The organism is Blautia argi (assembly GCF_003287895.1).
Lineage (GTDB): Bacteria > Bacillota > Clostridia > Lachnospirales > Lachnospiraceae > Blautia > Blautia argi.
In genome coordinates this window covers 2598475-2623378 of sequence record NZ_CP030280.1, presented here as the reverse complement: position 1 = coordinate 2623378, position 24904 = coordinate 2598475, and the positions used below count along the sequence as shown (strand labels likewise).

Genomic DNA, 24904 nt, shown 5'->3' with positions numbered 1-24904 from the left:
AGCCAGGATTCCTATCCGGTTGTATAAAAGAGGCTGCTGTATAAAAGAAATCTTCCAAAGATGGAGAGTTCTTTTATACAGCAGCCTCTTTTGAAATTTTTGCGCTAATGTTTTTTGTGCTTGTCGCTATCCTGAGAAGAGGGAGCCATCTGGTCAATCAGGTTTTCAATTACCTGTTTTTTCACATATACGTCAAAACTTAGCATACAGATGAAAGCAAACTTTTGCAAAAATTCCTGTTCTGCAGAATCGGTCTGGGAAAAAGAGGTTCCCGCTTTGTTGAATTTTCTGGTCACATCTTTTATGAGAGGTTCAATCTGTTCCAGCTCCAAATCCATAATTTCCTGATAGACCTCTGTCAGTTTCAGATTTCCTTCACCTGGGAAGAATTTTTCGGCAACAGGACCTAAAAGCACCTGAATATCGCTGATAGACATAATGTTTTTGAAATAATAAATAAAGGTCAGCATTAAAATATGCTCTTTGGAATATTTCTTCTTTACTGGTGGGGGCAGAAGATGATTTTTGGCATAGTTGTTAATCATGGTTTTGGTAAGAACCTTGTCTTCCGGGTAACGCTTGGAGGAGGAGAGATGTTCTTCCATAAAAGTTGTCACCTGATCCATATATAAAGGAATGCCGGGGATTTCCTCAAGCTTGATATAATCAATGCGGGAAATGCTGGCGAGAATGCTGTTTAAAATATCTTTTGTGTCTATTGTCATATGTTATCACCTCTGCTCTATATTATATGGTTTTGGAAACTATTTGTAAAGAGGGAAAATCATTTAATTACCATATGACGGAAAAACCCAGTAAAATCAAGGGCTCCAGGCACTTTTGCTTGTTTTTTGACGGAACGGAAAATACATAAAAAATCCCCTTTTTGTCCCCTTTTGTCCCCTTTTTGTCCCCTTTTTGTCCCCTTTTTTTAGCCTATTAAATGGATTTTTTTCATCTGTTCCTGTTCCTGCTCTTTCAACTTTTCCGTGACGTGCAGATAGACCCGTCTGGTAATTTCACTGTTTTCGTGTCCGAGCCTTCTGGATATGGCATCGGTACTCATTCCATTTGCCATTAAAAGTGACGCATGTGTATGGCGCAGCACATGAGGAGTGATTTTGCGACCGAGCGATTTCATAGAGGTTTGCTTCAGGACGTTGCAATAAACAAGATAGGATACATAATCACCCTTGGTATTGCAGAGAAAAAGCTTTGTCCGGTATCCACGAAAAAGTCCCTCCTGTTTTATGAAAAGCATGATGTCACGGCAAATCTTCTCAAGCTCTGGCTGTATGTATACATCTCTTACAGACGAAAGCGTCTTGGGGGTGTCTATGCTCTTAAATGCGGGGAAAATAGTCTTTGTAATGTGGATAACATGCCTTGAAAAATCGATGTCTTGTGACTCCAGTGCTAAAGCCTCTCCAATTCTTAGACCAGATAACGTCAAAAAGCGCGTAAGTAATTCCCACTTTCTGCTTTTAAATCCCTTTAAAAGGATATCCAGTTCGTTTGGTTCCAGGAACTTATCCTCTATTTTTTCTCGCTGCGTTTTATCTTTGAAAAGCTTAAACTTTGAAACGAAAGAAATATCGGCAAGGTAGTCGTTATCATATCCCCAGTGGAAAATAGCAACCATTCGGTTTCGGATATTGTTGAGATATCCATTTGGCTTTCCTGTACGAACCAGCGTTTCTCTGAGAAAAATAGGAGTGATATTGGAAACCTTTATATCCTTATCAAAGATTTTCAAAATGGCATTGCAAAGGTAATAAGTGGAGCGGTAAGAGGAAGCTTTCAAAATCAATTCCTGATGACGGAGATACTCTTCGACAAGCTCCCCTAAGGTAATGTTAGAGTTTTGTTTTGGGGCAGACTGTTTTTCTTCAATCATTCGTACCAAAATCGAAGCGGCGTTTTTTCGGGTGGCAGCAGTATTTTTAGGAAGAGTAACTGACACCCTTTTTTTCTTTCCTGTCATGTAATCCATGTACTGTTCCGTGAATTTAAATTTTCCTGATTTCGTTTCTTCAATCCACATTTTCATCTTCCTTTCATTTTGTGCAGAAAAAATAGGTACAAAAATAACAGCCAGCTGAAACAAACGTTCCGCTTGCAGGCTGTATCCGAAGATGATACAATATATTTGCTTGAAAACAGTATATCTTCGGGTATATAGCAAACCGTCTGGTGCGCCAACACTGGGCGGTTTTCACATTTGACAAATACATTCCCTTGACATATAATATACTTAACAAGGGAGCCGGAAGGTGACTGCACTTCACCCGTCCCGGCGAATAAGCTTTAAACTATTAAGGAATAGCCGTCTACTTTTCTCAGGAGCAGGACGGCTATTTCTTATGTGTAAGATTCAGAATTGCAACAATCAGTAGAGCAACGCTTACGATTAGGCTTAATTCCTCGTATGTACTCATAATAATCACCGCCTTCCGTAAGGTCTCGGAATAGGTGAGAGCACGTCCCCCAGCTCCCTGGGTAAGCATATTATATTGTCAAGGTGGACTCTACTAAGTAGTTTTGCTTAGCGAAATTACTGTGGTACAGCAGAACTCATATAAGCATCTGTGATTTGCTGAGACTGTTCCATATATACGTTAGTGAGCTTTCCGGCCCACTCTTCATAAACAGAAGACTCATCTCCATTTTTTAACATTAAACTAGCCATTTTTTCAATGCCTTCATTACTGATTTCGGCAAGTTTGCTTATTTTGGCATTAGAAATTTCGGCTAAAGCATTGATATCTCCAGACTTAGAGGCAGCTTCTGTATTGTATTCTTCTATAAGTCCAGGCGTAGCTTCCTGTATCTTTTTTGTGTATTCATCTAAAATTTCTTGATATATAGTATCTGCAACGGCTTCTGAGGTTACTGCATCTACAGCGTCCGCAGCATCTCCCAAAACTTCGTTATCAGTAGTATTATTTTCAGAATGAAGTTCTGTATCCACATCTGATTTTTCAGAGAAATTTGTTTCAGCTTCTTTTGTAGATTTTTCATCAGCTAATGGAGGAAAACTGATTGAGTTTATAATTTCTTCAAAATCTTTCATATGGCTAATGTATGGGGCATCAGTGATAAAATCGGAGTATATAAAACAGTACAGTAAATCACCATAAGTAAACACATAGCTTTTTCCATCAACATGTTCTTGGGATATTATTCCATTAAATTCAAAAACTAAAGCATCTACGCCAGCTATATCCGTAGTGTATCTATCTAGTTCCTGGAATTCATCTATTTCTGAACTAAAACCATCAATATAATTATTTTGCTTATCATGTTTAGTTACTTGGAATGGAGATGCATCCGTACTTACATAAAGCATTCCGTTTTCTGGATAATAATAATTTCCATTATCTGCATTTGAACAATCCCAGGAAAGCGGTACTTGATAAGAAATAGCAAATAAGTTCTCGTGACTATTAGAATCAGTATCAAACTCATGGGAATATGATATGTTTTCGCTTGCCTTTGTAGAAGATACTTCTCTTTCGGCGTTCCTGCACCCTGAAAAAGCCAGTGCTGTTGTAATCATTACACATAGATAAAATTTCTTTTTCATAATCTATTTCCCTTATAAATATTAATGTTAAATTCTAAATGCAATTTAATCAATAGTTTTAAAATCCATAATCTTTTCGTTATATCCGGCAAGTCTTGCCAACTGCTTTTTGGTAAAGCCTGGATTTTCGTAAATGAGTGAATCAGGGATAAGCAGTTCTGCAGCAAATGTATTTGCCTCCCGTTCTATCCATGCAGTAGACAAAAAAGTCTTGTTACGAATAAAATAACAATTTTCTGTTCTGTGTAAAATAGCGTGTCCAAGTTCGTGAGCCATAACAAATGATTTCTCGTTTTCAGATAATTCATCGTTTAAAAAGATACATCGATGCTTCTTTAAGTATAAGTAGCAGCCACTGTAATGCCCCATGGGACCAATTATGTATTCAATTTTTAATGCGTCCGCTATTTTGAATGGATTTTGGGTATTGTATTTTTTTATAAGATGCAAAGCTATCTTTTTAATATCTCTATTCAATATATAGCACCTACTTCTTATTTTTGTTTGGGTTGTACAATTCTTTGTTTATCTTTTTAAGTCTGGTGAGCATCGCTTCAAGCTGTGCAGCGAACAATTCTCTATCGTCTTCAGGAATATCGTTTCCGTCAAAACTCGCAGGACCAGATTCTTGAGAGTTTAATTTATCCATAATAGATTCCAGATCTTTAGCAATGTCTTTTTTGTCTTTAGTGTTTAATTCAGAAGATGTTTCTTTAGGCAAAACATTTTCTTGACCTGTTGTTAAATAATTTACTGTTACCCCGAAGTAATCGGCTATTTTTTGCAATCTTTCTAAAGTTGTATTTCCGGTTCTGAGTTTTCCGATAGAACCTCGACCAAATCCTAATTCTCTTTCTAACGCAGTAATGGCAAGATTGCGATTTTTGCATAATTCTGAAATTACATCATACGTCGCCATAGTTTTTCCTTTCTAAGATGTAGAAAAAAATCTACATAAAGTATTGACAACGTAGAAAATAATCGTTATAATACAGCTATGAGGTAGAAAAAGTTCTACAAAAATGCTGAATAAATATGAAAAAGTTCTACGTCGTTTGTGGTTATTCTGATTATAGAATATTTTCTATATAAAGTCAATAGAAATAGAACATTTTCGCTTCATGATATTTGCTGTATTGAAAACAAAAAACTGTAAGGAGGACCATTCCCTACAGTTCTTGTCTAAATTTTTTTACCCTATGTACTTTGCAGGTTTTCACCACACAAGATGGTCCCAAGCGCTTCTATCAAGCACTGTGTCACTTTCGCAGTTTTAGTTCTGCAAGATGCCTTACCGCTGACACATTACGAGGAGTACTTAGCATAGTGCGGTAGTTATATCAGATACCGACTGAAGCATTTTTAAATGTGGTTCGCGCCACAGTTGACGCTATGCTAGTAATCTACCTTAACCCAGTTTTAGGTGCTTTGGTGCCACCTTGGCGACCTCACATTAAGGGAACAGGCAATTTCAAAAACTCGGTCAAAAGACCAACCCCTTTCATTGCCTTGTAGGCATAGGGAAATAATAGCATGAAAATAGAAAATTTTCAATATAGCATAATTTTATAGAAGGAGGAAATTATGATTTTAAAAAAAATTGAGAAGATTGCCAAGGATAACAATATTTCTATTGGAACACTTGAAAAAAAACTTGGATTTGGAAATGCAACAATACGCAGTTGGGACAAGTGTTCTCCATCGGTAGAAAAGTTGAAAAAAGTAGCGGATTACTTCGGTGTAAGTATTGAGTATTTCCTAGAGTAGAAAGCGGGGTGAGGAAGATGGAGGAGGACATAAATACAGTATTGGATGAAGAACTGAATAATTGCATTCAAAAACTTAGAGATGCAACATTCGGATATGAAGTCAGGACGTTTATCACAGAATACGAAGAACTGATGTTAAGAAAGTCAAGTATGATAACTCAGAAATTTGTAAGAGATACTGGACTAATCCAGAGAACAACGAGTGAAGAGTTTATGAGGTACAAAAGAAAATTACAACATTTAATTGTTCTCCAGATCGTACAGGGAATTTCCATTATCCTATTAGCTATGTCTGTAATAATGCAATGATAGAAACAATCAAAGCAGCTAAAGAGATAAATGTTGGAATTAAGAATTTTAATAATTCTACATATTTTGTATGTTTAGCTTTTAACAACATGGAGTCATGTTCTTTTAAAGAGGCACGCCCAAGCTCTGTGATTGTCATTTGTGCATCAGAATTCAACTTGATTAATCCATGTTTCTCTAATTCTTCTATACGGCCGTCTATAGTAGGGTCAGTAAAGAAAAAGGAAGCTGGCGTTCTTCCTGGATTTTGTAAGATTAATTCAAGAGTTTGAAATTCATCTTCGGTGATATTTTCAAAAAGTGACTTCATAAAAATTCTCCTTTCATAATACTCGGCATGGCAGTGCCTGTATCTACAGTATAGGAGAAGAACCAGAAAAACTCAAGAAAGGAGGTTGATAGCATGACAGTTATGCAGATTATGTACGGCAATCCGGTTATGACAGTAAAAGGGATTTCAGAACAGTTCCATATCAGTGATCGGACAGCCAGAAAACATATGAAAGAAATCGAAGAAAACCATGAACGCTATGGCGATTATGCAGTAATGGGGGAAGGTACACTGAAGAGAGTGAATTTCCTTGCCTTCTCCGACTACTGGAAATGGAAAAAGATGCTGGCAGACAAAAACGCAAGAAAGCATGTGCCGGAATACAATCCACAGGAAATTGCAAAAGCCATGGGATTCTACGGGAAAGAAGATTTGTAGGAGCTTGCAGGTCATGGAGAGGCAGAAACGAAACAAAGCCTTTGCGTATTGATATCGACAAAGGCTTTGTAGGTATAATCTTTAGACACTTTGATTATACCATACGATTTCCGAATTGCAAGCGTATTTTTACATATTTTTACAAGATTATGTAAACCAATAGGCGGCAAAAACAAAAAAAGATAGAACAGGCTACAAAGGGCTGAAAACGGCTAAATAAGCCGTTTTACAACTCGATAAAGATATTAAAGTTAGGATAAAACGTATGGCTACAAAAAGAAATAAATACATCATGAAGCACGGAGATGTGATTGATATCGAGGAATACCATGACGGGAATTATGGGGCGAAGGGAATTAAAAGGACACCAAAGAAAAAGCTGACTAAAGAGGATGTGCAAAAGGTCAATGACCAGAATAAAACAAAGAAATGCCGGCAAAGGCTTTTACAGTATTTCTCCTTCGGTGATTGCTTCGCTACATGGACCTATGGGATGAAAAACAGACCTCCTACCATGGAGGAGGCATTGAAGGATTTTCAAAAGGCAATAGGAAAGGTTCGGGCACAGTACAAGAAAAGAGGGCAGGAACTTTTCTGGATCCGGAACATCGAAAGGGGAACAAAGGGAGGTTGGCATATTCACCTGGTAGTAAACGAAATTGGAGATACTGCCAGTATCCTGCAAAAGGCATGGAAGAAAGGCGGCACCTGGTTCACGGAAATCCGGAAAAGCAAATTTTATGACGAGGATTTCACCAAGCTTGCCAATTACATGACAAAAAGCGAACGTACCGTGGAGTTAAAGGTGGACGGAACCCAGGCAAAGCCCAGGATAAAAGAAGCGAGCTACAACATATCCCGGAACATGCCCCTGCCGGAACCGGAAAAGCAGACCTTGGTACACTGGCCAAAAGAACCCAAACCAAAGAAAGGGTATTACATAGCCAAAATCCATGAAGGCATCAATCCGGTAACCGGATACAGCTACCGGAGATACACATTAATCCGTCTAGGTAAAGACCTGGAAGAAAACAAGAACCGGAAACAGAGATTCCGGAAGAAAAGGAGGCGAAAGCGTGAGCAGATTTGATTCTTTACAGGAAGATATGAAAGGGATATCCGAAGCAGTAAAAAATGTGAAAAGTAAATATGGGATTACCAGCCTGGGCTTTGAAAGCTGTAATGGCGTAGAGAGATTCTGGACTTCCTGCGGAGGGAAGAACGACCTCGCCGGAGGCAGACAGGGAAAACATGGCAGGGATCCGGACGGGAATTTTGAAAAATTATAGGAGGAATCAAAATGTTGAACTTTGTTATTTTCGCATGGGAGCTGTTAGGGGTATCCTTCCAGGCGCTCCTGCTCTATGCTTTTGTCTACACAGTAGTTGCAGAGGGGAGGGACAGATACCGGAAATGGAGGAACAAGCGAAAAAAGTAAGCCTGTACCTGGAATGCAGCACCACAGCGTTGGGAAAAAAAGAGCGCATGTGCGGCTACGTTTTAGAGTACATCACGGAAAAAGGCCCTGCAACCCTGGTAAATTACCGGGAAGGCTGCGGTACCTACAACCGGGAGTTCCTTCTTGGGCTTGCTGAAGCACTGGAACGAATCAAGACGCCCTGTGAGCTCCGCATATACGGACAGAACCGCTTTGTCCTGTGTATGCTCCGGGACAGGCTGGCAGACTGGGCGGCAGAAGACTTTATGTCTAATGGCAAACCAATAGTAAACCGGGAGGAGTGGCGCCGGATATGGGAACAGATACAAAAACATCAGGTCAACATAGAACTGGGTGAGCATGCTTATTCCCGGTGGCTGCTGACAGAAATGGAGGAAAAATGCAGGAATTACCAAAGAACAAAGTGTTAAGCAGTTTAAAGGACATAGACAGAAGGGTTGTCCCTCTGCCTATGGTGGTTATCTATAAAAACCCAACGGATTTCCCGAAAGGCTGCGTTGCAAGGGTATTTGACGCTAAAACCGGAAGGCCGACCTCACTGTGTATTCTGCGGAAGACCGTGCAGGAGTGCCGCGAAGACGTGGAAAAGAGTGGATTCCGGGTAAAATTCCCGAGGGCAGCCGTAGACGATAAGTGCATCGTAGAAAGCTGGGTGTAGGCATGAAAAAACAGAAAAGCATCTTGCAGAACCAGAGTAAAAAGCAGTGTTACCTCTGCATGGTCTTATACGGGGACTACAGCTACAAATACGTGGAAGACCACCACATCTTTTTCGGCACATCAAACCGAAAAAACAGTGAGAAGCACGGCTTTAAGGTGAATCTCTGTCTGGGACACCACCGGGAGAGTAATGAAGCGGTACACAACAACCGGGAAACAGACCTGCTCCTGAAAAAAATGTGCCAGGAGGAGTATGAAAAGACCCATACCCGGCAGGAATTTGTCCAAATCATAGGGAAATCCTATTTAGGTGGGGAATTTGTCCGTACTTGATTTACCAGTACGGAGGGGCATTTTGAACCCCTGATTTTGAAAAAGAGGACGAAAAAATGGGATAGAATCCCCACTTTCCACAATTTTTCTGTGGACAGAAACCCGTCAGTACTGATAAACGTTAAACGAAAGACGGTGGGGGACTTTTTGGAAAAGAAAGGAAAAACCATGAATAAAGTAATTTTAATGGGACGCTTAACCCGTGACCCGGACGTACGTTATACCCAAGGTGAGAACCCAATGGCGATTGCCAGATATACATTAGCAGTAGACCGCCGGTTTAAAAGGGAGGGAGAAGCCACCGCAGACTTTATCAGCTGCGTGGCTTTCGGAAAACAGGCAGAATTTGCCGAGAAATACTTCCGTCAGGGAATCCGGATTGTGATAACCGGACGTATCCAGACCGGAAGTTATACCAATCGGGACGGGAACAAGGTATATACCACAGACGTAGTGGTAGAAGAACAGGAATTTGCCGAAAGCAAAAATGCCCAGAATGGTGCAGAAGGAAGCAGCAATACACAGAGCAACACGGCAGCAGGACAGCCAACGGTAGACCCAGACGGCTTCATGAACATTCCGGACGGAATCGATGAAGAGTTGCCATTCAGCTAAACAATACAAGGAGGAAGCCATGAACAAGAAAGAAGAAAAGTGGAGAAATGAGGGCGCAGCTTACGCCCTCCGGGTAGCAAAGGAAAAAGGCGTGGACTACCTGGAACAGGACTTGAGAAGACGGGGGGCATTAGGAATCTCCGTTATCCTGCCGGAAAAGGCAGTAGAAGAGCTTTATGACATGTTAGCAAAAAGAATTATGAACACCATGAAAACCGTTGCCATGTGGGTACTCTACGCAGAGCATGGCTGGCGTTCCGTCCGTTTACAACGGTTTGAGAAACAAATGGACAAGCACAGCGAAGACTGTATGAGTTATGACCGGTTCGGAAACGCCTATGTGACCTTATCCGACATGGCAAAGACTATGCAGGAAACCTGCGGCATACACCCGGACATGGAAACACTGGAATTGATAGAAGAGGAAAACAAGCGGGAGCAGGGAAGGTTTGTATCTCTAGCAGCAGTCATTGAGGTGCTGGAAGAAACCGGACATCAGGATATCGCAGACGCCCTGACCCGGAAGATTGAGAACGCATAGGAGAGGATTATGGGAAGAAACAATTTTACAGCTTTTATCTACGGCAGACAAAGCGGGAGATGCGTAGGCAGCAGGAAACCAAAGAAACAGATAGTCAGAAACGCAAAGAAGAGGAGATGAGCATATGTTTTTAAAGATGAATGCATTTAAAGCCCTGACAAAAAAAGCATATAACACTACGGGGCTTACTGTAGGCAATGACGGCGAGGGTATTTATCTTATGGGAGGATACTGGAGCATTTGGCTGGAAAGGACCATGATGCCGAAGAAAGCCAAGGCAGCCATTATTGAACTGATTGGTTCCATACCGGCGCCGGGAAGGGCAGCGGCATTTTATAAAAGCGATGACACAAACTGGGAAGAGCGGGATTTGCTTCCGGAAGAGGTTTACAGACCGGATACTACATACTTCAAGACAGCTTACAAAGACACCGACATCCGTATCCGCACATACAGAAGAGAACTGGCAGTCCTGCAGAACCGGAGCACCATGGAGTGCGTCATACTCCCGGAACATATCGTAAGTATGATAAACAGCGGCAGCAGGGAAAAAGAAGAGGGTCCTGTAAGCCTGCCGCTGGGAAATAACAGGTATTCAATCTGGTGGCAGAACGAAGCCTGTACCTTAAAATGCGATATTGCCATTGCAGAGGGAGATCCAAAAGAAGAGTTTATCCTTCAGGAGCTTGAAAAATGGGATTTTACAGAAAAGAGGAAAGTGACATGTTGACAGCTTTACTTACCATAGCATTTTTGGAAGCTGTTGCCGGAATGGCAGCAGTCTTCCTGACAAAAGAATTTGCCCTAATCAGAATCTTGGACTGGACGGAGGATAAGGGAGTCATCGGCACGGCAGCAGGCCTGTGTTTTGCATTTTTATTATTACCGTATCTTATGGCAGAGGTGATATTTGCACTGATATGGACGGCTGTTACGGAGAGGAGGGAAAAGAAACGTGGGAACAGACACACTGGAAGGAAAATGATTGATGAGCAGCCAACAGCGTATGAAGCTAATGATTGGATTCCACGCAGTAAGCGTCTGCCAGAGCAGGAAAGATGGGTTTTAGCAACTGTAATGCATTCAGCATGGGTTTCTGATTATGACAGCAAATGGGTTAAAAAAGAAGAAAAAATCCATCATCAAAAGAGTTTCGGAACTTATCTTGCGCATGTGAATACATTTGGAAAATGGATATTTTTAGATGAGGGTTATGAAACGACATGCGAAAAAGAAGTCGGGAATGACCATGGGAGAGTCTATGATGTTGCAGTAGCCTGGCAGCCGCTTCCAGAACCATATAGAGCAGCAGACAGTAAACCAGACTGGAAAGAACATATGCTAAATACGTTTCTGGCAGGGCATTAAGGAGGTACGGAATGGAAAATGGAATAAAACTTAAAAGCTACCAAATCAATTTTAGAAAATAAAAAAAGAAGATATACGAAGAAGGAAAAACGTTAGGATTGGAATTTGAGGAAGTAAAAGCTGATATTTAGTGGAGGAAGAAAATGAAAGCATCAAAAGAAATAGCTGAAAAAGCAGAGAGATACGAACAATTAAAAGCAGAAATCGACAAGCTTTATGAAGAACTTGAAGAATTTGCGAATGAAAATGGACTTGAAGATGTTTGGGTAACTGGTTTTGGAGTATCTCAAGAACCGGAAGGTGAAGAACGGTTAAATGGGGAGTTCTGCGACCAATGTATACGTGGAGAAGACTCTGGTGACGGAACTTATTACTATCCGATTGAAGGAAGCACACAATATTTATGGGTCGGATATTCATTTTGAGATTTAGTGGAGGTGCAAAATGGAAAAAATACATATAACCTTGGAACTGTTCTTCGAAATCAAAAACGCTGAACTTTACGGTGGAGAGGGAACTACCGGATACGCGCAATTAATATCAAATTTGCGCATGGAAAGCATGAAAGATTTTGATTTACAAGAGTACGCAAAAACCAATATAGAAGGGTTTGCTAAAGCTTGCGAAATTGAAGTAGAAGACGTGCGGATTATCCCGCGAGAAGAATATAAAGAAAACACAGAGGAAGGAGAACCATGAACTGTAACAACTGTAATAAATGTAAAACAGACCTGCAAACAGGAGATTGCTACTGTCAGCACCGGGGATATTTAATAACTCCCCGGGAAGACCAGATGGCAGCAGGACGTTTCCGGGAGCATATCAGTAACCGGTTTAATAAAAAGGAGTAGACAAATGACGAGAGGAACGATGTTAAAAATTATAAAAAATATCCATTCGGACGAGTACGACCCAGAGGACAAGCTTACCGCAATACAGGAGGTGACTCAGGGGATGCATATTAAAAACATCACAAAGGCAGACATGCTGGAATCGCTACGGTGGATTGTGGAGGAGTATCTGTAGACTATGGAAGATAGATGCGTATGTTGCGGGGAAACAATCCCAGAAGGGCAGCAGGTGTGCAAAAACTGTATGAAAGGAGAAAGTGGCATGATGAAAAACGGCTCAGGAGTTCCGGATCCAACCCCAACACAGGCTATGTGGGGAATCCGCCAGGAAGAAAAGACCAGGGCGCTGGAAAGAAAGCACGGAGTATATCGCGGGGAAATCTACAAAATGCTAGTAAAACGTCCTTCAAATGACCCCAAAAGCGAAAAGTGGGAAAAGAAATACAAAAAAATGAAAGTGGTAGGTGTATCTCCTCACATAGTCACTCTGCAAGACAGCAGAGGATTCCGGGAGAGCTTCCGCTGGCATGAGTTCCTTCAGAAACGGAGGTGATACCATTGCAGAAAAGATTGAGAGATATGACGTGGGAAGACTACGGGATATCGGAAAACCGATACAAGGAATTAAAAGCCTTCTGCCTGCAATACGACGAAAAGAAAAGCAAGATAAAATACGGTATATCCGCTATGCAGTATGATGGACAGCCGAAAGCTCATAATACAGGTAGCCAGGTGGAAAATCAGGCAATAGCAAATGACATATACAAAAGGGATTGTGCGTTAATCGAAGAGGCTGCTATACGGGCAAATCCGGAGATTTGGAGGTACATACTTAAATCGGTTACACTGGGGCTTTCGTATGAATTTATAGAGTATGACGACGAACAGGGGAAAATCCCCATGTGCAGAAGAGATTTCTACGGAACAAGAAAAAAGTTCTATGCAATTTTAAACGATTTAAAATTGGACCACAAATTGACCGACATTCCGTGATATTATGATAGAGGGAAAAGTTGCAAGAGATATGCATAACGGATTCCTCCTTTGTATTATTGTAACGGCAGCAGGGTGTCACAGCCCTGTTGCCGTATAAAATAAATAAAAATATATGGGCATCTGATTTTAGCTGATGCCTTTTATAAATAAAGATAATTCAACAATTTGTTGAATTATTAAAATTATAGAATAATTAATAAAATAAGAGTTGACATATTAAACAGAAAAATATATAATACAAATGTATCAAGGGGAAACCAATGAAAGGACGGGAGTGCTATGTTAACTAATTTTGGCAAGGAGTTAAGGAAACTTCGGATAGACCATGATGAATTATTAAAAGATATGGCTTCTAATTTAGGTGTTACCGTGGCATATTTATCCGCAGTGGAAAATGGTAAAAGAGAGGTTCCGGATACATGGATAGATGTGTTGGGAGAAAAATATCAGTTATCTTCAGATGAACTGGCAATTTTGCAATCGTTAGCTTATGAAGGAAAAAGTTCCTTAAAAATTGATTTGAGTAAAATTGAATCGGAGGAAAGAGAGTTAGCGTTGGCTTTTGCAAGAAGTTTTAAGAGTTTGTCAGATGAAGAAATGAAAGAAATACGTAAAATACTAGGCAGATAGGAGTGAATCTATGGGGTATATGGCAAAACCTAAATCACGAGACGATATAAGAAATACAAGCAGGCTTATCAGAAAGATTCAGAGTGCTGAGAAAGAATTGTATTTTCCAATTGTGGATTTTTTGGAAAAGACATTACCAAGGATTATACCTGGATTTACATTTCGTGTAGGTGAAGTGGAAGAGATGGGCGAGTGTCATGGATTAACATTTCCAGAAAGAAATGAAATTATGATAAGAAGTGATGTGTATCTGAGGGCTTGTGAAGGTAGTGGCAGGGATAGATTGACAATGGCACATGAATTATACCACTACTTGGAACATTCAAAAGAGACGGTAGTGTTTGCCAGAACGGGTACAAAAAATATACCACCGTATAAAGATCCTGAATGGCAAGCGGATGCGTTTGGTGGAGAATTATTAGTTCCTTATGATTTAGCAAAAGATTTGACTATAGATGAAATTGCTGAATATTGTGGAGTTTCGCTGGCAGCAGCAAAAGTTCAGTACAGACAAATTCATAAATGATGTTAAGGAGAAATCCTTTACATAGAAAAAACCAAGCACACAAGATGCTTGGCTACTAGTTGAAAGTATGAATACAGTCAACAAGGTTTAATTTAATTCGCAACTAAATTATAACACTGTAATCGTACTTTCGCAAGTAGAAATTGCGAAAGGAGATGATTGAATGTATATTTTCCGTGCTTGGATTACGGCAAAAGATGGAACTAAAGTTTATGCAAAAGATCATGGGAAAAAAGCATTTAGATTTTGGGTAGGTCCTGGACCAAAACCAACTAAAAAAGCTAATTGATGATTTGCAAAAGACGTATTTTCTTGTTGAATATGTCTTTTTGTATTAATAATAAAATTGGAAGGAGCAAAGGTTGAGTATTTCAATAATATATTGGTGTGTTGTAATCACTATACTGATATTTGTATTTAGAAAAATAGGAGAATAATGGATAGAAGATAATAAAAATCTGAAAAAAGAATCTATAGACAAATTATACTCTATAAAAAGTATGGGAGAAGGTTTAGAAAAGGTATTAGGTGTTGTTTATATCCCGTATTTGATTACTATGGTAAATGAACAAGATATTATAGTAAATATAGTAGTTATAATATCAGGATTTTTTTTGGGTGGTATTACTACATGCAAAAATAGCAAAATGCGAAAAAATAATTAGAAAAAAAGAAAATTAAAAAATCAGAAGGCACCCATCCCGGGTGTCTTTTTTAATCCCCATAAGGACCTTTAACTCAGCAGGTTAGAGTACCCGGCTCATAACCGGGCAGCCCTGGGTTCGAACCCCAGAGGATCCATTTACAAAACAAACGAAGAGAGGTGGTGATGTTTGGGTGGAGAAGTAAAGGCAACAAATGCAGAACTTGCCTATCAGGATTACCTAAATGGCATGAAGTACAAAGAAATAGCCGAGAAATACGGTGTAACAATAAATACAGTAAAGTCCTGGAAGACCAGATACAAGTGGTCGAAGGAAGGTGGAAAAAGTGTGCACACAAAAAAGAAAAAGGTGTGCACACAAAAAAACAATGAAAATAGCATCAAAAAAGAAGCCATTGCAGAAGCGGTTGAGCAGGTGATAGAAAATACTGAACTTACCGATAAGCAAAGGCTTTTTTGTTTATATTATGTAAAATGTTTTAATGCTACAAAGGCATATCAGAAAGCGTTTCAAGTTGATTACGCAACAGCTTGCGGAAATGCATCAAATCTATTGAAAAGTATTGAAATTAAAAGTGAAATCCTCAGGCTAAAACAGAACCGTCTAAACCAGGAAATGTTAGATGAATCTGACATCTTTCAGAAATACATGGATATAGCCTTTTCAGATGTAACAGATTTCGTAGAATTTGGCCAGGAAGATGTCCCAGTGATGGCAGTATACGGACCAGTGCAGGTAAAAGATGAGGAAACAGGAGAAAAGAAAACCCTTACAAAAAGAGTGAATGTTGTTCGCTTCAAAGATTCCTCAGAAGTAGATGGAACCCTGATTGCAGAAGTAAAACAGGGAAAAGATGGCGCAAGCATTAAATTGCCGGACAGAATGAAAGCCCTGGAATGGCTTACAGAGCATATGGATATGGCAACAAAAGAGCAGCAGATCAGAATAAGGCGTGCAGAATTTGCTATGAACCAGGAACTTGGAAACCATGATGAGGATAACGAGAACATTACCTCCTTCCTGAAAGCCATGAATCCAACCCAGGAAGACATAGATAATTTGTTCAGCAAAAAGGAGGAGCAAGATGCCGAAGAAAAAGAAAAGACCAGCGAGATTTGATTTTAAGCCCTTCTCTGAGCAGCAAAGGCGCTTGATACATTGGTGGCGTCCAATGGCGATGTCCAGTGAGAATGATATTGTTATTGCAGACGGGGCAATCCGTTCCGGAAAAACCATTGCAATGATTATTGGCTTCCTCACATGGTCCCAGGAGATGTTTTCCGGGCAGTCCTTTATCCTGGCCGGAAAGACCATGGGTGCGCTAAAGAAAAACGTGGTACGTCCTATGCTGCAGATGCTAGAAGCGTGGGGCTGGCCTTATGAATATGTCCGTTCCGGCACAGATGCAAGGATTGAAATAGGGACAAATACCTATTACCTGTATGGAGCTAGTACAGAAGCTAGCCAGGATGCTTTACAGGGACTTACAGCAGCAGGAGCTTACGCAGATGAGGCGGCACTATTCCCACAGAATTTCATAGACCAGATGATGGGGCGCTGCTCTGTAGAAGGTTCCAAAGTGTGGATGAACTGCAACCCAGAGAATCCTCACAACTATATCAATGAAGAGTTCATCAGAAAGGCAAAAGAAAAAAGAGTTTACCATCTGCATTTCATGATGGAGGATAATCTTACATTATCTCAGAAGAAAATCGAAGAGTATAAGCGGAAGTGGCCACACAGCAGTGTGTTCTATAAACGCTTTATCTTAGGTTTGTGGGTGGCAGCAGAAGGTTTAATTTATCAGCAGTTTGCAGATAATGTGAAAGATTATTTGATAACAAGTGAATGGCTTGAGGAGAATCCAATTTCATATGCAGTTATCGGAGTCGATTTCGGAGGGACGAAGTCGGCTCATTCTTTTACCCTGACAGGATTCACAAGAGGATACAAGCAGGTGGTTGTTCTGGACGAGTATTATTGCAAAAAACGTATTAATCCCAAACAGCTTCAGGAGGATTTTATAGACTTTGTAAAACGTGCCCAGAGCAGATTTAAAGTCTATGAGGCTTACTGCGACAGTGCAGAGCAGACTTTGATTGCCGGGCTTGAAATGGCATGCATAGACGCCCATGTATCCATAGAGATTAAAAATGCAATCAAAGGCCCTATCAATGACAGGATTGCTTTCTATAACAGCTTGATTGCCCAGCACCGCTGGAAGATTATGAAGCATTGCGAGCATATCAAAGAAGCGTTTGAAAATGCGGTATATGACGATACAAAGAAAAACGAAGATGTCCGGCTGGATGACGGGCTTATGAACGTGGATTCCCTGGATTCCACAGAATACAGCACAGAAAGCGTCCAGGAAGATATTTTATATATAGCAGCGTAGAGGTGAAGGAATGAGTAATGTAATACGCCAATATCTGGAATCACAGCAGTATAACACAGTTCCAGATGAAACCTACAGCCATATTGATGAATGGCTGGAATGGTACCAGAATGATGTGAAAAAATTTCATCACTATAAGGTTTACAATGGGGCAGTTACGACGGAACAGGAACGCTTCCGCCTGGGAATGGCAAAGACTATTTGTGAGGATTGGGCGAATCTCCTGTTAAATGAAAAAGTATCCATAAAGGCGGGAGATTACAGCACACGGCTGGAAGAGGTTCTGGCTTCTAATAAGTTCCGGGTCAATGGAAATCGTTTGATTGAATTGGCGTTTGCTTTGGGAACCGGCGCCTTTGTGGAATACATGGGCGGAGATGATGAGATTATCATTGATTATATCCGGGCAGACATGATTTATCCGCTGTCCTGGGATAACGGGGAAATAACAGAGTGCGCCTTTGGCAGCACCAGAGTTGTAGACGGAAAGGAAAGAGTGTATCTGCAGATACACAGATTCGGGAATCCGGAAGAGGGAGAAACTGCAGATAGCTATTATTTGGAGAACAAATATCTTGATGCAGAATCCGGAAAAGAGATAGAACCGCCTGAGGACATCATACCGCTTATCAATACAGGCAGCAGGATTCCTCTTTTTCAGATTTTGACGCCAAACATCTATAACAACATAGATATGGACAGTCCTCTGGGTGTTTCTGTCTTTTCTAATGCCATAAGTCAATTAAAAGGCTGTGACGTTGTGTATGACAGCTACATAAACGAATTTATCCTCGGAAGGAAAAGAATTTTGGTACCCATTGCCATGGCGAAAATTCAAATGGAGAAGGAAGGTATCAGGCAGCCAACCTTTGACTCAAAGGAAACTGTATATTATATGATGCCGGGTGACCGGGAAAGTGACATGAAGCTGACAGAGGTAGATATGTCTATCCGTGCCCAGGAGCATGAACTTGGAATCCAGAGGAGCATAGACCTTTTAAGCTTTAAATGTGGAATGGGAACCGGAAGATACCGGTTTGAGAACGGTGGCGTAAAAACTGCCACAGAGGTTATTTCAGATAAATCTGATTTATACCAGAACAGGCAGAAACACAACCTTCTGGTGAATGATGCCATACAGTCCGTTGTCCGGGCGGTTTCCTTTTTGGATACAGGAACAGTTGTGGAAGCTACGATAGACTTTGATGATTCTATCATTGAGGATTCCAATGCTACGATAGACAAGAACATTAAGCTGGTCAACGGTGGGCTACGTTCTAAGTTATCGGCAATCATGGAAATCAATAAATGTGATGAAAAAGAAGCCCAGAAGGAGCTGGAGAGGATTGCAGGAGATAATCAGATTGATGTGGATAATGTCAATTGGACAGATGTGGAGGGTGAAAATGAATCAGAATCGGAACATCGTGAAGAAAATGAAGAAACCTCCAAAGAAGAGAAAAACAGTAGGGATTCTGATGAAAAGGTTTCTGGGAAAGATAAAGCGTAGGTGGTTTAAATGCTAACAAGGGGAGAAAGGCAGGAAATATCTGATTTTGGCACTTCAGTCTATGAAGATATGGAAACCCTCATTATGCAGAACATTATCCGGCACATACAGAACTACGACCAGCCAATAGACTCAGATACCTGGTTAATGCAGAAAATGGCCGAAATAGGAAAATTGAATGAAGAGAATATTAAAATCATTGCAAAAGCTGCAGGGCTTGGAGCTACAACGGTAGAGCGTATGCTGCAGGAAGTAGTAGATATTGTGATGGAGAGAGTAGAACCAGGGCTGACCGAGTTGGAACGTCAAGGGATTGTGAAGGGTACAGTTCCTGTAAAAGAGAGTAAGAATGTTCGAGAAGCTGTAAAAGCAGTCAGAAGCCAGGCGATAGACTCTTTAAATCTTTGCAATACAACCATGCTGTATAAAGCGAGAGATGTATATAAAAAGCTGGTGCAGTCTGCGGTAGATAAAGCAGAAGAAATTACCAATAAGCAAGAATTTCTTGATGTTCTGGGGAAGCATGTAAATGCAGAAGCTATAGGAGCAGAATCCAGGCAGCAGGCAATCAGGGAAGTTATCAAGGAATTTAACCAAAAAGGAATCCCAGCTTTTGTGGACAAAAAAGGCAGGGAGTGGACCCCGGAAGCGTATGTTTCTATGACGCTTCGTGCGACTGCTGGAAATGTCGCCAATAAAGCAACTTTTGCCAGAATGGACGATAGAGGCTTAAATCTGGTACAGATGAGCAGTCACCCTGGAGCCAGACCTAAATGTTCAAAAGACCAAGGGAAGATATTTGACCGGAATAATGGAAGTGGATATACAACCGATTTGCATAACAAAAAGGTGAGATATTATCCTTTGAAAGACTCATCTTATGGAGAACCAGATGGAATCCTTGGTATTAATTGCGGACATCACCCAGTACCTTTTATACCCGGCATATCCAGAAAACGCTATTTCCCTACGGAAGATTTTGAAGAGAACGATAAACTATATAAAAAGATGCAGATTCAAAGGAGTATTGAAAGGGATATCCGGAAACAAAAAAGAGAATGTATGCTTTATGATGAGATAGGAGATAAAGAAGCTTTTGAGGCGGCATCTGTAAAATTAAAGCAAAAAGAAGCACACATGAAAGAATACCTACAGAAAAATCCTAAATTAGTACGGAGGAAAGACAGAGAGCAGGTTATCGGGTTTGACCGGAGTAACAGTGCCAAAGCGGTAGCTGCAAAGAAAGCCTATACAAAAGCAATGGAAACTGATACAATACCAGTAAAGGATATTAAGATTCCAAAGAGTGTTGGGGCAAAATTCAAAAATTATAAGGTTGTAGATAAAACAACAGGTGTAGAATATGAATTTGCTCCGGGAACCAGAATACAAAACGGAGAAGTTTTTGCCGGAAAGGGTACGAAGCATCCGCTTCATGAAGGAGTTGCAGAAGGCTTATCGAAAGAATTTGGCGGAACACCATCAAAATGGCAACATGCAAAAGGCTTTGGCATATTACAGGACGAAGAAACGGGAGAGGAATTATCGGCAGAAGTACACTGGTTCCAGGAAGAAACCGTTGGGAAGGTTAAGTTTAAGGTAAAGAGGTGGCTGGATGATGAAGGTTAAATTCATTGGAAAGACTGAATTTTTAGTTTTAACAAACGGGAAAATATATGATGTGATGTCTGTAGAGAAAGGTTTTTACAGAATCGTAGATGACTCAGGAGAGGATTATTTGTATCCTCCAAAATATTTTGAAGTTGTAGAAGAATAACCACCAGTCGTAATGGCCGGTGGTATTTTTATATCCATTTTCAGGAAAGGGGTGGTACAGCTTTGATTGTAGTAAATATTACACCAACTGGTCTTACAGTAGACGGCCATGCAGGTTATGCAAAAACTGGAAATGATATCATTTGTGCAGCGGTTTCTGTTCTGACACAGAATCTGGTAAATTCCGTAGAAGCGCTTACGGAGGATAAAGTTCTTTGCTACATGGAAAACGGGCACATGGATATAAAATGGGAGAATCTTTCAGAACAGGGAAAGCTGCTGGTGGATTCTTTTTTTATTGGCATTTGTGGAATATCAAACACATATGGCGAGAACTACGTGCAGGTATGCATGGGTGCCGACGGGCGTTAAACGGAGAAATGGAGGATAAAATGAAGTACAAAAATTTAAAGGAAAAGTATAATGCCTGGAATTTGCAGCTTTTTGCAGATGAAGGTGGAGAAGATGACGCAGACGAAGATGGCGGAGAAGATGAACCGGAGGAAGACGAGGGAGAAGACCCGGAAGAGAAGAGATTCTCACAGAAAGAGGTTGATGAAACCGTAAAGAAAAGACTTGCCAGAGAAAGACGGAAATGGCAGAGAGAACGGGAGAAAAGAACCCAGAATGAAAACTCTGAGAGCGCAGATGAAAAAACGCAGGAGGCAGAATCAAAAGCTTCTAAGTTGGAGGTAAAGGTAGCCTGTTTTGAAGCTGATGTTGCCAAAGATTCCGTAGACGATGTGGCAGCTCTTGCACACGCTTACATGGAGGCAGATGATAGCCTTGACCTGGAAGATGCCATTGAAAAAGTGGTGAAAAAGTATCCGCACTTCAAAAAAGGCGGCTCTTCCGAAGAATCAGAAGATGAAACAAGAGGGAAATCATGGGGAGAAAGACAGAGGGGAAAGAGAACCACAGTTTCCGGAGTGGAAGCTGCTTTCCTTAAGAAAAATCCGGGACTTAAAATTTAGGAGGTAGAACATGAAATTTAAAATCTTATTATTACAGTTATTTGCACATGAACACCAGGAAAGATGGTCTAAGCTGGTGCTGGCCAAACTCAGAAATGAACTGGTGTTAAAAGACGGGGTAGTATTTAACAACGATTACGAAGGCTCACCGGCAGCAGGGATTGTAAAAATCCCGGTAAGAGATGAGGAGGTAAAGGTCAGCGACTATGACAAAGCCAATGGAATTGACGGCACGCATGGTTCCACTGCTTACACAAATATGCCGATTACCAAGGATAAGGCAGTAAATGAAATCATTGACGGATACGATGCAGAAGCAGTTCCGGATAATCTGGTGGCAGACCGTCTGGATTCTGCGGCTTACAGTATGGCAAAACAGATTGATGCTGACGGTGGCACTACTTTATTGGCAGCAGCAACAACAGACAATGAAACCGCATTAACCAAAGACAATATCTATGAAAAGATTGTAGATATCCGTACCAGAATGAACAAGGCGAATATCCCAAACGATGGAAAACGTTATCTGCTGGCTCTTCCTGACGCAATGGCTTTGATTTTAAAATCTCCGGAATTTATCTCAGCCTCTTCTCTGGGTGATGAAGGTAAAAGTCACCGGAGCAGTTGGAAAGATTGCCGGATTTTTGGTCATTGAGTGGAATGACACCACTGCAAACCTGCAGCTTTTAGCCGGACACCCCCGTTTTGCTACCAGAGCCATGGATTTTGCAGTAGATATCCATTTGCAGGATTTAAGCGGTTCTGGCAAGTATATCGGGGCTTCTGCGGTGCAGGGACGTAAGGTGTATGATCATAAGGTTTTACGATCTGTTGCAATCCGCGCTGTATATTCCCCGAATGGCTTAGTTCTTGGCGCTGCACAGGGCACAACTGCAGGAAAGACCAAGCTTACAGTAGTGTCCGGCAATTCCGGAACCACTTATGCATACAAAAAGAATCCGGCAGAAAGAGTGACCTATGGAACAACTAAAACGACATATGCCGGAACAGATTTAACCAGTGGAACTACAGAAATCGACGTAAAAGAGGGAGATATCCTGGAAGTTGTAAATCTGGTAAGCTCCAAGGTAACAGCCGTAGGATATTATACCGTTAAAGCAGGGGACATCAAAACTGCGTAAGAGGGAAGCAAAATGCTTTATGTAGATGAAGAATTTTACTTAAATATTTTTCGTGGGGAACCAGTCCAGGAGGCTGATTTCCCTGCCCTTGAAGAAAGGGCTGCTGAGCTGATAGAAGAGATGTGCAGGTACCGGATAAACCCTGAAAACTTCACAAGCTACAGCGAAAGGATACAGATGCTTATCAAAAAAGCTGTCTGTGCAGAAATAGAGTACCTGGACGCTAACGGAGGTTCTGAGATGGACAATGGGGCTGACCTGCAAAGCGCCGGACTGGGAAAATTCAGTTTTACAAAGACTTCTTCAGAAGGTAGCAGCGAGCAGAGCCTTTATGCACCAAGAGCAAGGAGGCTTCTGGCGCCTACTGGGCTTTTATACAGGGGAGGCGGAAGCGTATGAGGGCGATACCGAAAAGTTTCCTGATACATGAAGCCATACTGTTGCAGGAAGTTCCAGGAGAATGGGGAGCGGAGAGCCTTGAAATAATTGCTGAACTGAAACGTATCCGCATAGAACCGTCCAGTAAGCTTGTACGGGATAAAAATAATGTGGAATGGCAGCTTTTGGCGGTCATGTTTTTTGATTGCAGGAATAGTTCTCCAAGGGACTTTGAGTTCAAAGAAGACCAGATAGTGGATTTTCACGGGCTGAAACACAGGATTGTTTCCATAGAACCATTATATGATAATAAAAAACTTCATCATTGTGAGATAGGAATGGTGCGATATGCCGGCAAAAGTGATAATCAAAATAGACAAGGCGGCAGAGGCGGCGAACATCAAAATGGCTGGCGATGAGGCATTAAGTGATGTCAGAGATGATATCATTGATGACATCAACCAATATGTTCCGGTGCAAGGCGGAAAACCTCAAAATGGAGGTGGAGGAGGACTACAAAGCTCTGCCAGAATGCACTCTGACCAAACTGCCCATAAAGGAAAACTTACTATCCGTTGGGATACTCCTTATGCCCAGTATCAAAACAAGGGCGAAGTCATGAAAGGAAGGCCAGGACCTACCCGTACTTATGGGCCGGAGAAGCTAAAATACACCAGCGAAGCTGCGAAAGCAGAATGGGAAAAATATGCAGAACAAAAACATGGAGAAGATTGGGTTCTTGCAGTGGGAAAAGGAATAGAACAAAGATTGGGGTGATGAAATGGAACCGTTGGAAGAGCTTATGTTGAATATAAAGAAAAAATGTGGGGAAGACCTGAAAGAAGAACTCAATCTGGCAGAACTTCCGGAAAAGGGAGGCTTATATGCAGAACTTGGGGCAGCCACGGAAAAGAGGTATATTCGCATGTCAATCAGGGAAATACATGCCCCTGTTCTGCTTATGTGCAAAGGCACTGATGAGCCGGAAAGTATCCGTGTATTGAGCAGGATATGCGATTATATGAAAAAAAACAAGCAAAAACTGAAAGGGCTCACCTACAGAGTAAAAGGAATAAGTGTACAGTCTGGTCCTCATAAGACAGGAAGAATGGAAGATGGACAGGTTGTTTATTCCAGCATTATCAACTTTGAAATTTATTGAGAGGAGAAAACAGAATGAAATTAAAAGAATTAATGGGAAACTACAAACCAGAAACGGATTATGAAGGATTTGCAACTAATGACGATTACGTTCTGGCAATCGATGCGGGAGAATCAACCTCTGAAAATGACTTTGAGGTTGTAGAACTTGGGGTTTCCGGGTTGGATTCCCAGATGAACCCGATTACACAGGATAAAACCTATATCCGTGCCGGACAGTCCACCATGAAAACAGGAACCCAGAGAAGCTTTAAGGTGTCCGGCGATAGATATATCGGGGATAAGGCTCAGGATTTCATGCTGGCTCACAATATGAAATATGGAACCGGAAACGGCGTTGTGACAGATTACGTTTATTTTTGCCTGCTGAATGGAAAAGGCGAAAAGGGAAAGGTGTCCATTATTGTAAATAGTGATGGCTCTGGCAATGCTGGAGAATCCTCTGCGGTCGATATTGAACTGAAAAAATCCGGTTCTTTACCTACAGAATATACATACACTCCGGATAATGCAAGAGCAGCCGTCAGAGCTAATGCAAAGGAGTAGGA

At 41.1% G+C, this 24904-nt stretch carries 42 protein-coding genes and 1 tRNA gene; 37 read left to right on the top strand and 6 right to left on the bottom strand.

Going from position 1 to position 24904, the window contains the following annotated elements; translation table 11 throughout:
* Window positions 1-104: 104 nt before the first annotated feature.
* The 5 genes from DQQ01_RS12745 to DQQ01_RS12725 all read right to left on the bottom strand — a co-directional run bounded on the left by DQQ01_RS12745 (window position 105) and on the right by DQQ01_RS12725 (window position 4505).
* Window positions 105-725 (bottom strand): DUF1836 domain-containing protein, encoded by a 621-nt coding sequence (locus DQQ01_RS12745; RefSeq protein ID WP_111920352.1) that lies wholly within the window; start codon window positions 723-725, stop codon window positions 105-107.
* A gap of 206 nt (window positions 726-931) precedes the next feature.
* Window positions 932-2044, bottom strand: coding sequence for a tyrosine-type recombinase/integrase (locus DQQ01_RS12740; protein WP_162624319.1), 1113 nt, complete (start codon window positions 2042-2044; stop codon window positions 932-934).
* 510 nt (window positions 2045-2554) lie between these two features.
* Window positions 2555-3586, bottom strand: a complete 1032-nt coding sequence (locus tag DQQ01_RS12735; RefSeq protein WP_111920350.1) for a hypothetical protein — start codon at window positions 3584-3586, stop codon at window positions 2555-2557.
* 45 nt (window positions 3587-3631) lie between these two features.
* The gene (locus DQQ01_RS12730; RefSeq protein WP_242980383.1) at window positions 3632-4063 is read right to left on the bottom strand and encodes an ImmA/IrrE family metallo-endopeptidase; all 432 of its coding nucleotides are present in this window, start codon (window positions 4061-4063) and stop codon (window positions 3632-3634) included.
* 10 nt (window positions 4064-4073) lie between these two features.
* On the bottom strand, window positions 4074-4505 hold the full coding sequence (locus tag DQQ01_RS12725) for a helix-turn-helix domain-containing protein (protein WP_111920348.1): 432 nt from the start codon (window positions 4503-4505) through the stop codon (window positions 4074-4076).
* A 665-nt stretch (window positions 4506-5170) separates the two neighbouring features.
* Between DQQ01_RS12725 and DQQ01_RS12720 the strand changes: the two genes are divergently transcribed.
* Window positions 5171-5353, top strand: coding sequence for a helix-turn-helix domain-containing protein (locus tag DQQ01_RS12720; protein WP_111920347.1), 183 nt, complete (start codon window positions 5171-5173; stop codon window positions 5351-5353).
* 17 nt (window positions 5354-5370) lie between these two features.
* Window positions 5371-5664 (top strand): hypothetical protein, encoded by a 294-nt coding sequence (locus DQQ01_RS12715; protein WP_111920346.1) that lies wholly within the window; start codon window positions 5371-5373, stop codon window positions 5662-5664.
* On the opposite strand, the gene DQQ01_RS12710 is transcribed toward DQQ01_RS12715, so the two are convergent.
* Window positions 5642-5974 carry a hypothetical protein gene (locus tag DQQ01_RS12710; protein WP_111920345.1) on the bottom strand — a complete coding sequence of 111 codons (333 nt, stop codon included), beginning with the start codon at window positions 5972-5974 and terminating at the stop codon, window positions 5642-5644. The two genes, DQQ01_RS12715 and DQQ01_RS12710, sit on opposite strands and share 23 nt — an antisense overlap.
* Window positions 5975-6067: 93 nt before the next feature.
* On the opposite strand from DQQ01_RS12710, the gene DQQ01_RS12705 reads away from it, so the two are divergent.
* The 35 genes from DQQ01_RS12705 to DQQ01_RS12565 all read left to right on the top strand — a co-directional run bounded on the left by DQQ01_RS12705 (window position 6068) and on the right by DQQ01_RS12565 (window position 24902).
* A complete protein-coding gene (locus tag DQQ01_RS12705) occupies window positions 6068-6373 on the top strand; it encodes a hypothetical protein (protein ID WP_111920344.1) in 306 nt (101 codons plus the stop codon).
* A gap of 265 nt (window positions 6374-6638) precedes the next feature.
* The gene (locus tag DQQ01_RS12700) at window positions 6639-7463 is read left to right on the top strand and encodes a rolling circle replication-associated protein (protein WP_242980380.1); all 825 of its coding nucleotides are present in this window, start codon (window positions 6639-6641) and stop codon (window positions 7461-7463) included.
* A complete protein-coding gene (locus tag DQQ01_RS12695; protein ID WP_111920343.1) occupies window positions 7450-7662 on the top strand; it encodes a hypothetical protein in 213 nt (70 codons plus the stop codon). The genes DQQ01_RS12700 and DQQ01_RS12695 overlap by 14 nt, the downstream gene beginning before the upstream one ends.
* Window positions 7663-7673: 11 nt before the next feature.
* The gene (locus tag DQQ01_RS15950; RefSeq protein ID WP_162624318.1) at window positions 7674-7811 is read left to right on the top strand and encodes a hypothetical protein; all 138 of its coding nucleotides are present in this window, start codon (window positions 7674-7676) and stop codon (window positions 7809-7811) included.
* Window positions 7787-8242: an RNase H family protein gene (locus DQQ01_RS12690; RefSeq protein WP_162624317.1), complete on the top strand. Its 456-nt coding sequence runs from the start codon at window positions 7787-7789 to the stop codon at window positions 8240-8242. Before DQQ01_RS15950 ends, DQQ01_RS12690 begins: the two co-directional genes overlap by 25 nt.
* The gene (locus DQQ01_RS12685) at window positions 8212-8490 is read left to right on the top strand and encodes a hypothetical protein (RefSeq protein ID WP_111920341.1); all 279 of its coding nucleotides are present in this window, start codon (window positions 8212-8214) and stop codon (window positions 8488-8490) included. The genes DQQ01_RS12690 and DQQ01_RS12685 overlap by 31 nt, the downstream gene beginning before the upstream one ends.
* A gap of 2 nt (window positions 8491-8492) precedes the next feature.
* On the top strand, window positions 8493-8825 hold the full coding sequence (locus DQQ01_RS12680) for a hypothetical protein (RefSeq protein WP_111920340.1): 333 nt from the start codon (window positions 8493-8495) through the stop codon (window positions 8823-8825).
* Window positions 8826-8993: 168 nt separating this feature from the next.
* Entirely contained in the window at window positions 8994-9440 is a 447-nt protein-coding gene (locus DQQ01_RS12675; RefSeq protein WP_111920945.1) for a single-stranded DNA-binding protein, read from the top strand.
* Window positions 9441-9459: 19 nt separating this feature from the next.
* Window positions 9460-9981: a hypothetical protein gene (locus DQQ01_RS12670; protein ID WP_111920339.1), complete on the top strand. Its 522-nt coding sequence runs from the start codon at window positions 9460-9462 to the stop codon at window positions 9979-9981.
* Window positions 9982-10105: 124 nt separating this feature from the next.
* Window positions 10106-10711 (top strand): hypothetical protein, encoded by a 606-nt coding sequence (locus DQQ01_RS12665; RefSeq protein WP_111920338.1) that lies wholly within the window; start codon window positions 10106-10108, stop codon window positions 10709-10711.
* Complete coding sequence (locus tag DQQ01_RS12660; RefSeq protein ID WP_111920337.1) at window positions 10675-11349, top strand: hypothetical protein; 675 nt, start codon at window positions 10675-10677, stop codon at window positions 11347-11349. The genes DQQ01_RS12665 and DQQ01_RS12660 overlap by 37 nt, the downstream gene beginning before the upstream one ends.
* A gap of 143 nt (window positions 11350-11492) precedes the next feature.
* Window positions 11493-11774, top strand: coding sequence for a hypothetical protein (locus tag DQQ01_RS12655; protein ID WP_111920336.1), 282 nt, complete (start codon window positions 11493-11495; stop codon window positions 11772-11774).
* A gap of 19 nt (window positions 11775-11793) precedes the next feature.
* Window positions 11794-12048 (top strand): hypothetical protein, encoded by a 255-nt coding sequence (locus tag DQQ01_RS12650; RefSeq protein ID WP_111920335.1) that lies wholly within the window; start codon window positions 11794-11796, stop codon window positions 12046-12048.
* Entirely contained in the window at window positions 12045-12200 is a 156-nt protein-coding gene (locus DQQ01_RS15945) for a hypothetical protein (protein WP_162624316.1), read from the top strand. The genes DQQ01_RS12650 and DQQ01_RS15945 overlap by 4 nt, the downstream gene beginning before the upstream one ends.
* Before the next feature lie 4 nt (window positions 12201-12204).
* On the top strand, window positions 12205-12375 hold the full coding sequence (locus DQQ01_RS15940) for a hypothetical protein (RefSeq protein WP_162624315.1): 171 nt from the start codon (window positions 12205-12207) through the stop codon (window positions 12373-12375).
* Window positions 12376-12378: 3 nt separating this feature from the next.
* On the top strand, window positions 12379-12753 hold the full coding sequence (locus DQQ01_RS12645) for a hypothetical protein (protein ID WP_111920334.1): 375 nt from the start codon (window positions 12379-12381) through the stop codon (window positions 12751-12753).
* A gap of 5 nt (window positions 12754-12758) precedes the next feature.
* Window positions 12759-13193: a hypothetical protein gene (locus DQQ01_RS12640; RefSeq protein WP_111920333.1), complete on the top strand. Its 435-nt coding sequence runs from the start codon at window positions 12759-12761 to the stop codon at window positions 13191-13193.
* 282 nt (window positions 13194-13475) lie between these two features.
* Entirely contained in the window at window positions 13476-13826 is a 351-nt protein-coding gene (locus DQQ01_RS12635; RefSeq protein ID WP_111920332.1) for a helix-turn-helix domain-containing protein, read from the top strand.
* Between the two features lie 10 nt (window positions 13827-13836).
* On the top strand, window positions 13837-14352 hold the full coding sequence (locus DQQ01_RS12630; protein WP_111920331.1) for an ImmA/IrrE family metallo-endopeptidase: 516 nt from the start codon (window positions 13837-13839) through the stop codon (window positions 14350-14352).
* A 163-nt stretch (window positions 14353-14515) separates the two neighbouring features.
* Window positions 14516-14641 carry a hypothetical protein gene (locus DQQ01_RS16955; RefSeq protein ID WP_278278146.1) on the top strand — a complete coding sequence of 42 codons (126 nt, stop codon included), beginning with the start codon at window positions 14516-14518 and terminating at the stop codon, window positions 14639-14641.
* 438 nt (window positions 14642-15079) lie between these two features.
* Window positions 15080-15153, top strand: a tRNA-Ile gene (locus DQQ01_RS12625).
* 32 nt (window positions 15154-15185) lie between these two features.
* A complete protein-coding gene (locus tag DQQ01_RS12620) occupies window positions 15186-16136 on the top strand; it encodes a terminase small subunit (protein WP_242980378.1) in 951 nt (316 codons plus the stop codon).
* Window positions 16102-17415 (top strand): PBSX family phage terminase large subunit, encoded by a 1314-nt coding sequence (locus tag DQQ01_RS12615; protein WP_111920330.1) that lies wholly within the window; start codon window positions 16102-16104, stop codon window positions 17413-17415. The genes DQQ01_RS12620 and DQQ01_RS12615 overlap by 35 nt, the downstream gene beginning before the upstream one ends.
* A gap of 10 nt (window positions 17416-17425) precedes the next feature.
* The gene (locus DQQ01_RS12610) at window positions 17426-18925 is read left to right on the top strand and encodes a phage portal protein (protein ID WP_111920329.1); all 1500 of its coding nucleotides are present in this window, start codon (window positions 17426-17428) and stop codon (window positions 18923-18925) included.
* 9 nt (window positions 18926-18934) lie between these two features.
* A complete protein-coding gene (locus tag DQQ01_RS12605) occupies window positions 18935-20554 on the top strand; it encodes a phage minor capsid protein (protein WP_111920328.1) in 1620 nt (539 codons plus the stop codon).
* The gene (locus DQQ01_RS15930) at window positions 20541-20702 is read left to right on the top strand and encodes a hypothetical protein (RefSeq protein ID WP_162624203.1); all 162 of its coding nucleotides are present in this window, start codon (window positions 20541-20543) and stop codon (window positions 20700-20702) included. Before DQQ01_RS12605 ends, DQQ01_RS15930 begins: the two co-directional genes overlap by 14 nt.
* Window positions 20703-20764: 62 nt before the next feature.
* Window positions 20765-21073 (top strand): ribosomal-processing cysteine protease Prp, encoded by a 309-nt coding sequence (locus tag DQQ01_RS12600; protein WP_242980375.1) that lies wholly within the window; start codon window positions 20765-20767, stop codon window positions 21071-21073.
* Window positions 21074-21093: 20 nt separating this feature from the next.
* Window positions 21094-21675, top strand: a complete 582-nt coding sequence (locus DQQ01_RS12595) for a hypothetical protein (protein ID WP_111920327.1) — start codon at window positions 21094-21096, stop codon at window positions 21673-21675.
* A 10-nt stretch (window positions 21676-21685) separates the two neighbouring features.
* A complete protein-coding gene (locus DQQ01_RS16690; protein WP_242980374.1) occupies window positions 21686-22330 on the top strand; it encodes a phage major capsid protein in 645 nt (214 codons plus the stop codon).
* Entirely contained in the window at window positions 22275-22817 is a 543-nt protein-coding gene (locus DQQ01_RS16685) for a hypothetical protein (RefSeq protein WP_242980373.1), read from the top strand. Before DQQ01_RS16690 ends, DQQ01_RS16685 begins: the two co-directional genes overlap by 56 nt.
* 12 nt (window positions 22818-22829) lie before the next feature.
* Complete coding sequence (locus tag DQQ01_RS12585; protein ID WP_111920326.1) at window positions 22830-23216, top strand: head-tail connector protein; 387 nt, start codon at window positions 22830-22832, stop codon at window positions 23214-23216.
* Window positions 23213-23614, top strand: coding sequence for a putative minor capsid protein (locus DQQ01_RS12580; protein ID WP_111920325.1), 402 nt, complete (start codon window positions 23213-23215; stop codon window positions 23612-23614). Before DQQ01_RS12585 ends, DQQ01_RS12580 begins: the two co-directional genes overlap by 4 nt.
* Window positions 23544-23972, top strand: coding sequence for a minor capsid protein (locus DQQ01_RS12575; protein ID WP_111920324.1), 429 nt, complete (start codon window positions 23544-23546; stop codon window positions 23970-23972). Before DQQ01_RS12580 ends, DQQ01_RS12575 begins: the two co-directional genes overlap by 71 nt.
* A gap of 4 nt (window positions 23973-23976) precedes the next feature.
* On the top strand, window positions 23977-24357 hold the full coding sequence (locus tag DQQ01_RS12570) for a hypothetical protein (RefSeq protein ID WP_111920323.1): 381 nt from the start codon (window positions 23977-23979) through the stop codon (window positions 24355-24357).
* 14 nt (window positions 24358-24371) lie between these two features.
* Window positions 24372-24902 (top strand): phage tail tube protein, encoded by a 531-nt coding sequence (locus DQQ01_RS12565; protein ID WP_111920322.1) that lies wholly within the window; start codon window positions 24372-24374, stop codon window positions 24900-24902.
* Window positions 24903-24904: the final 2 nt, after the last annotated feature.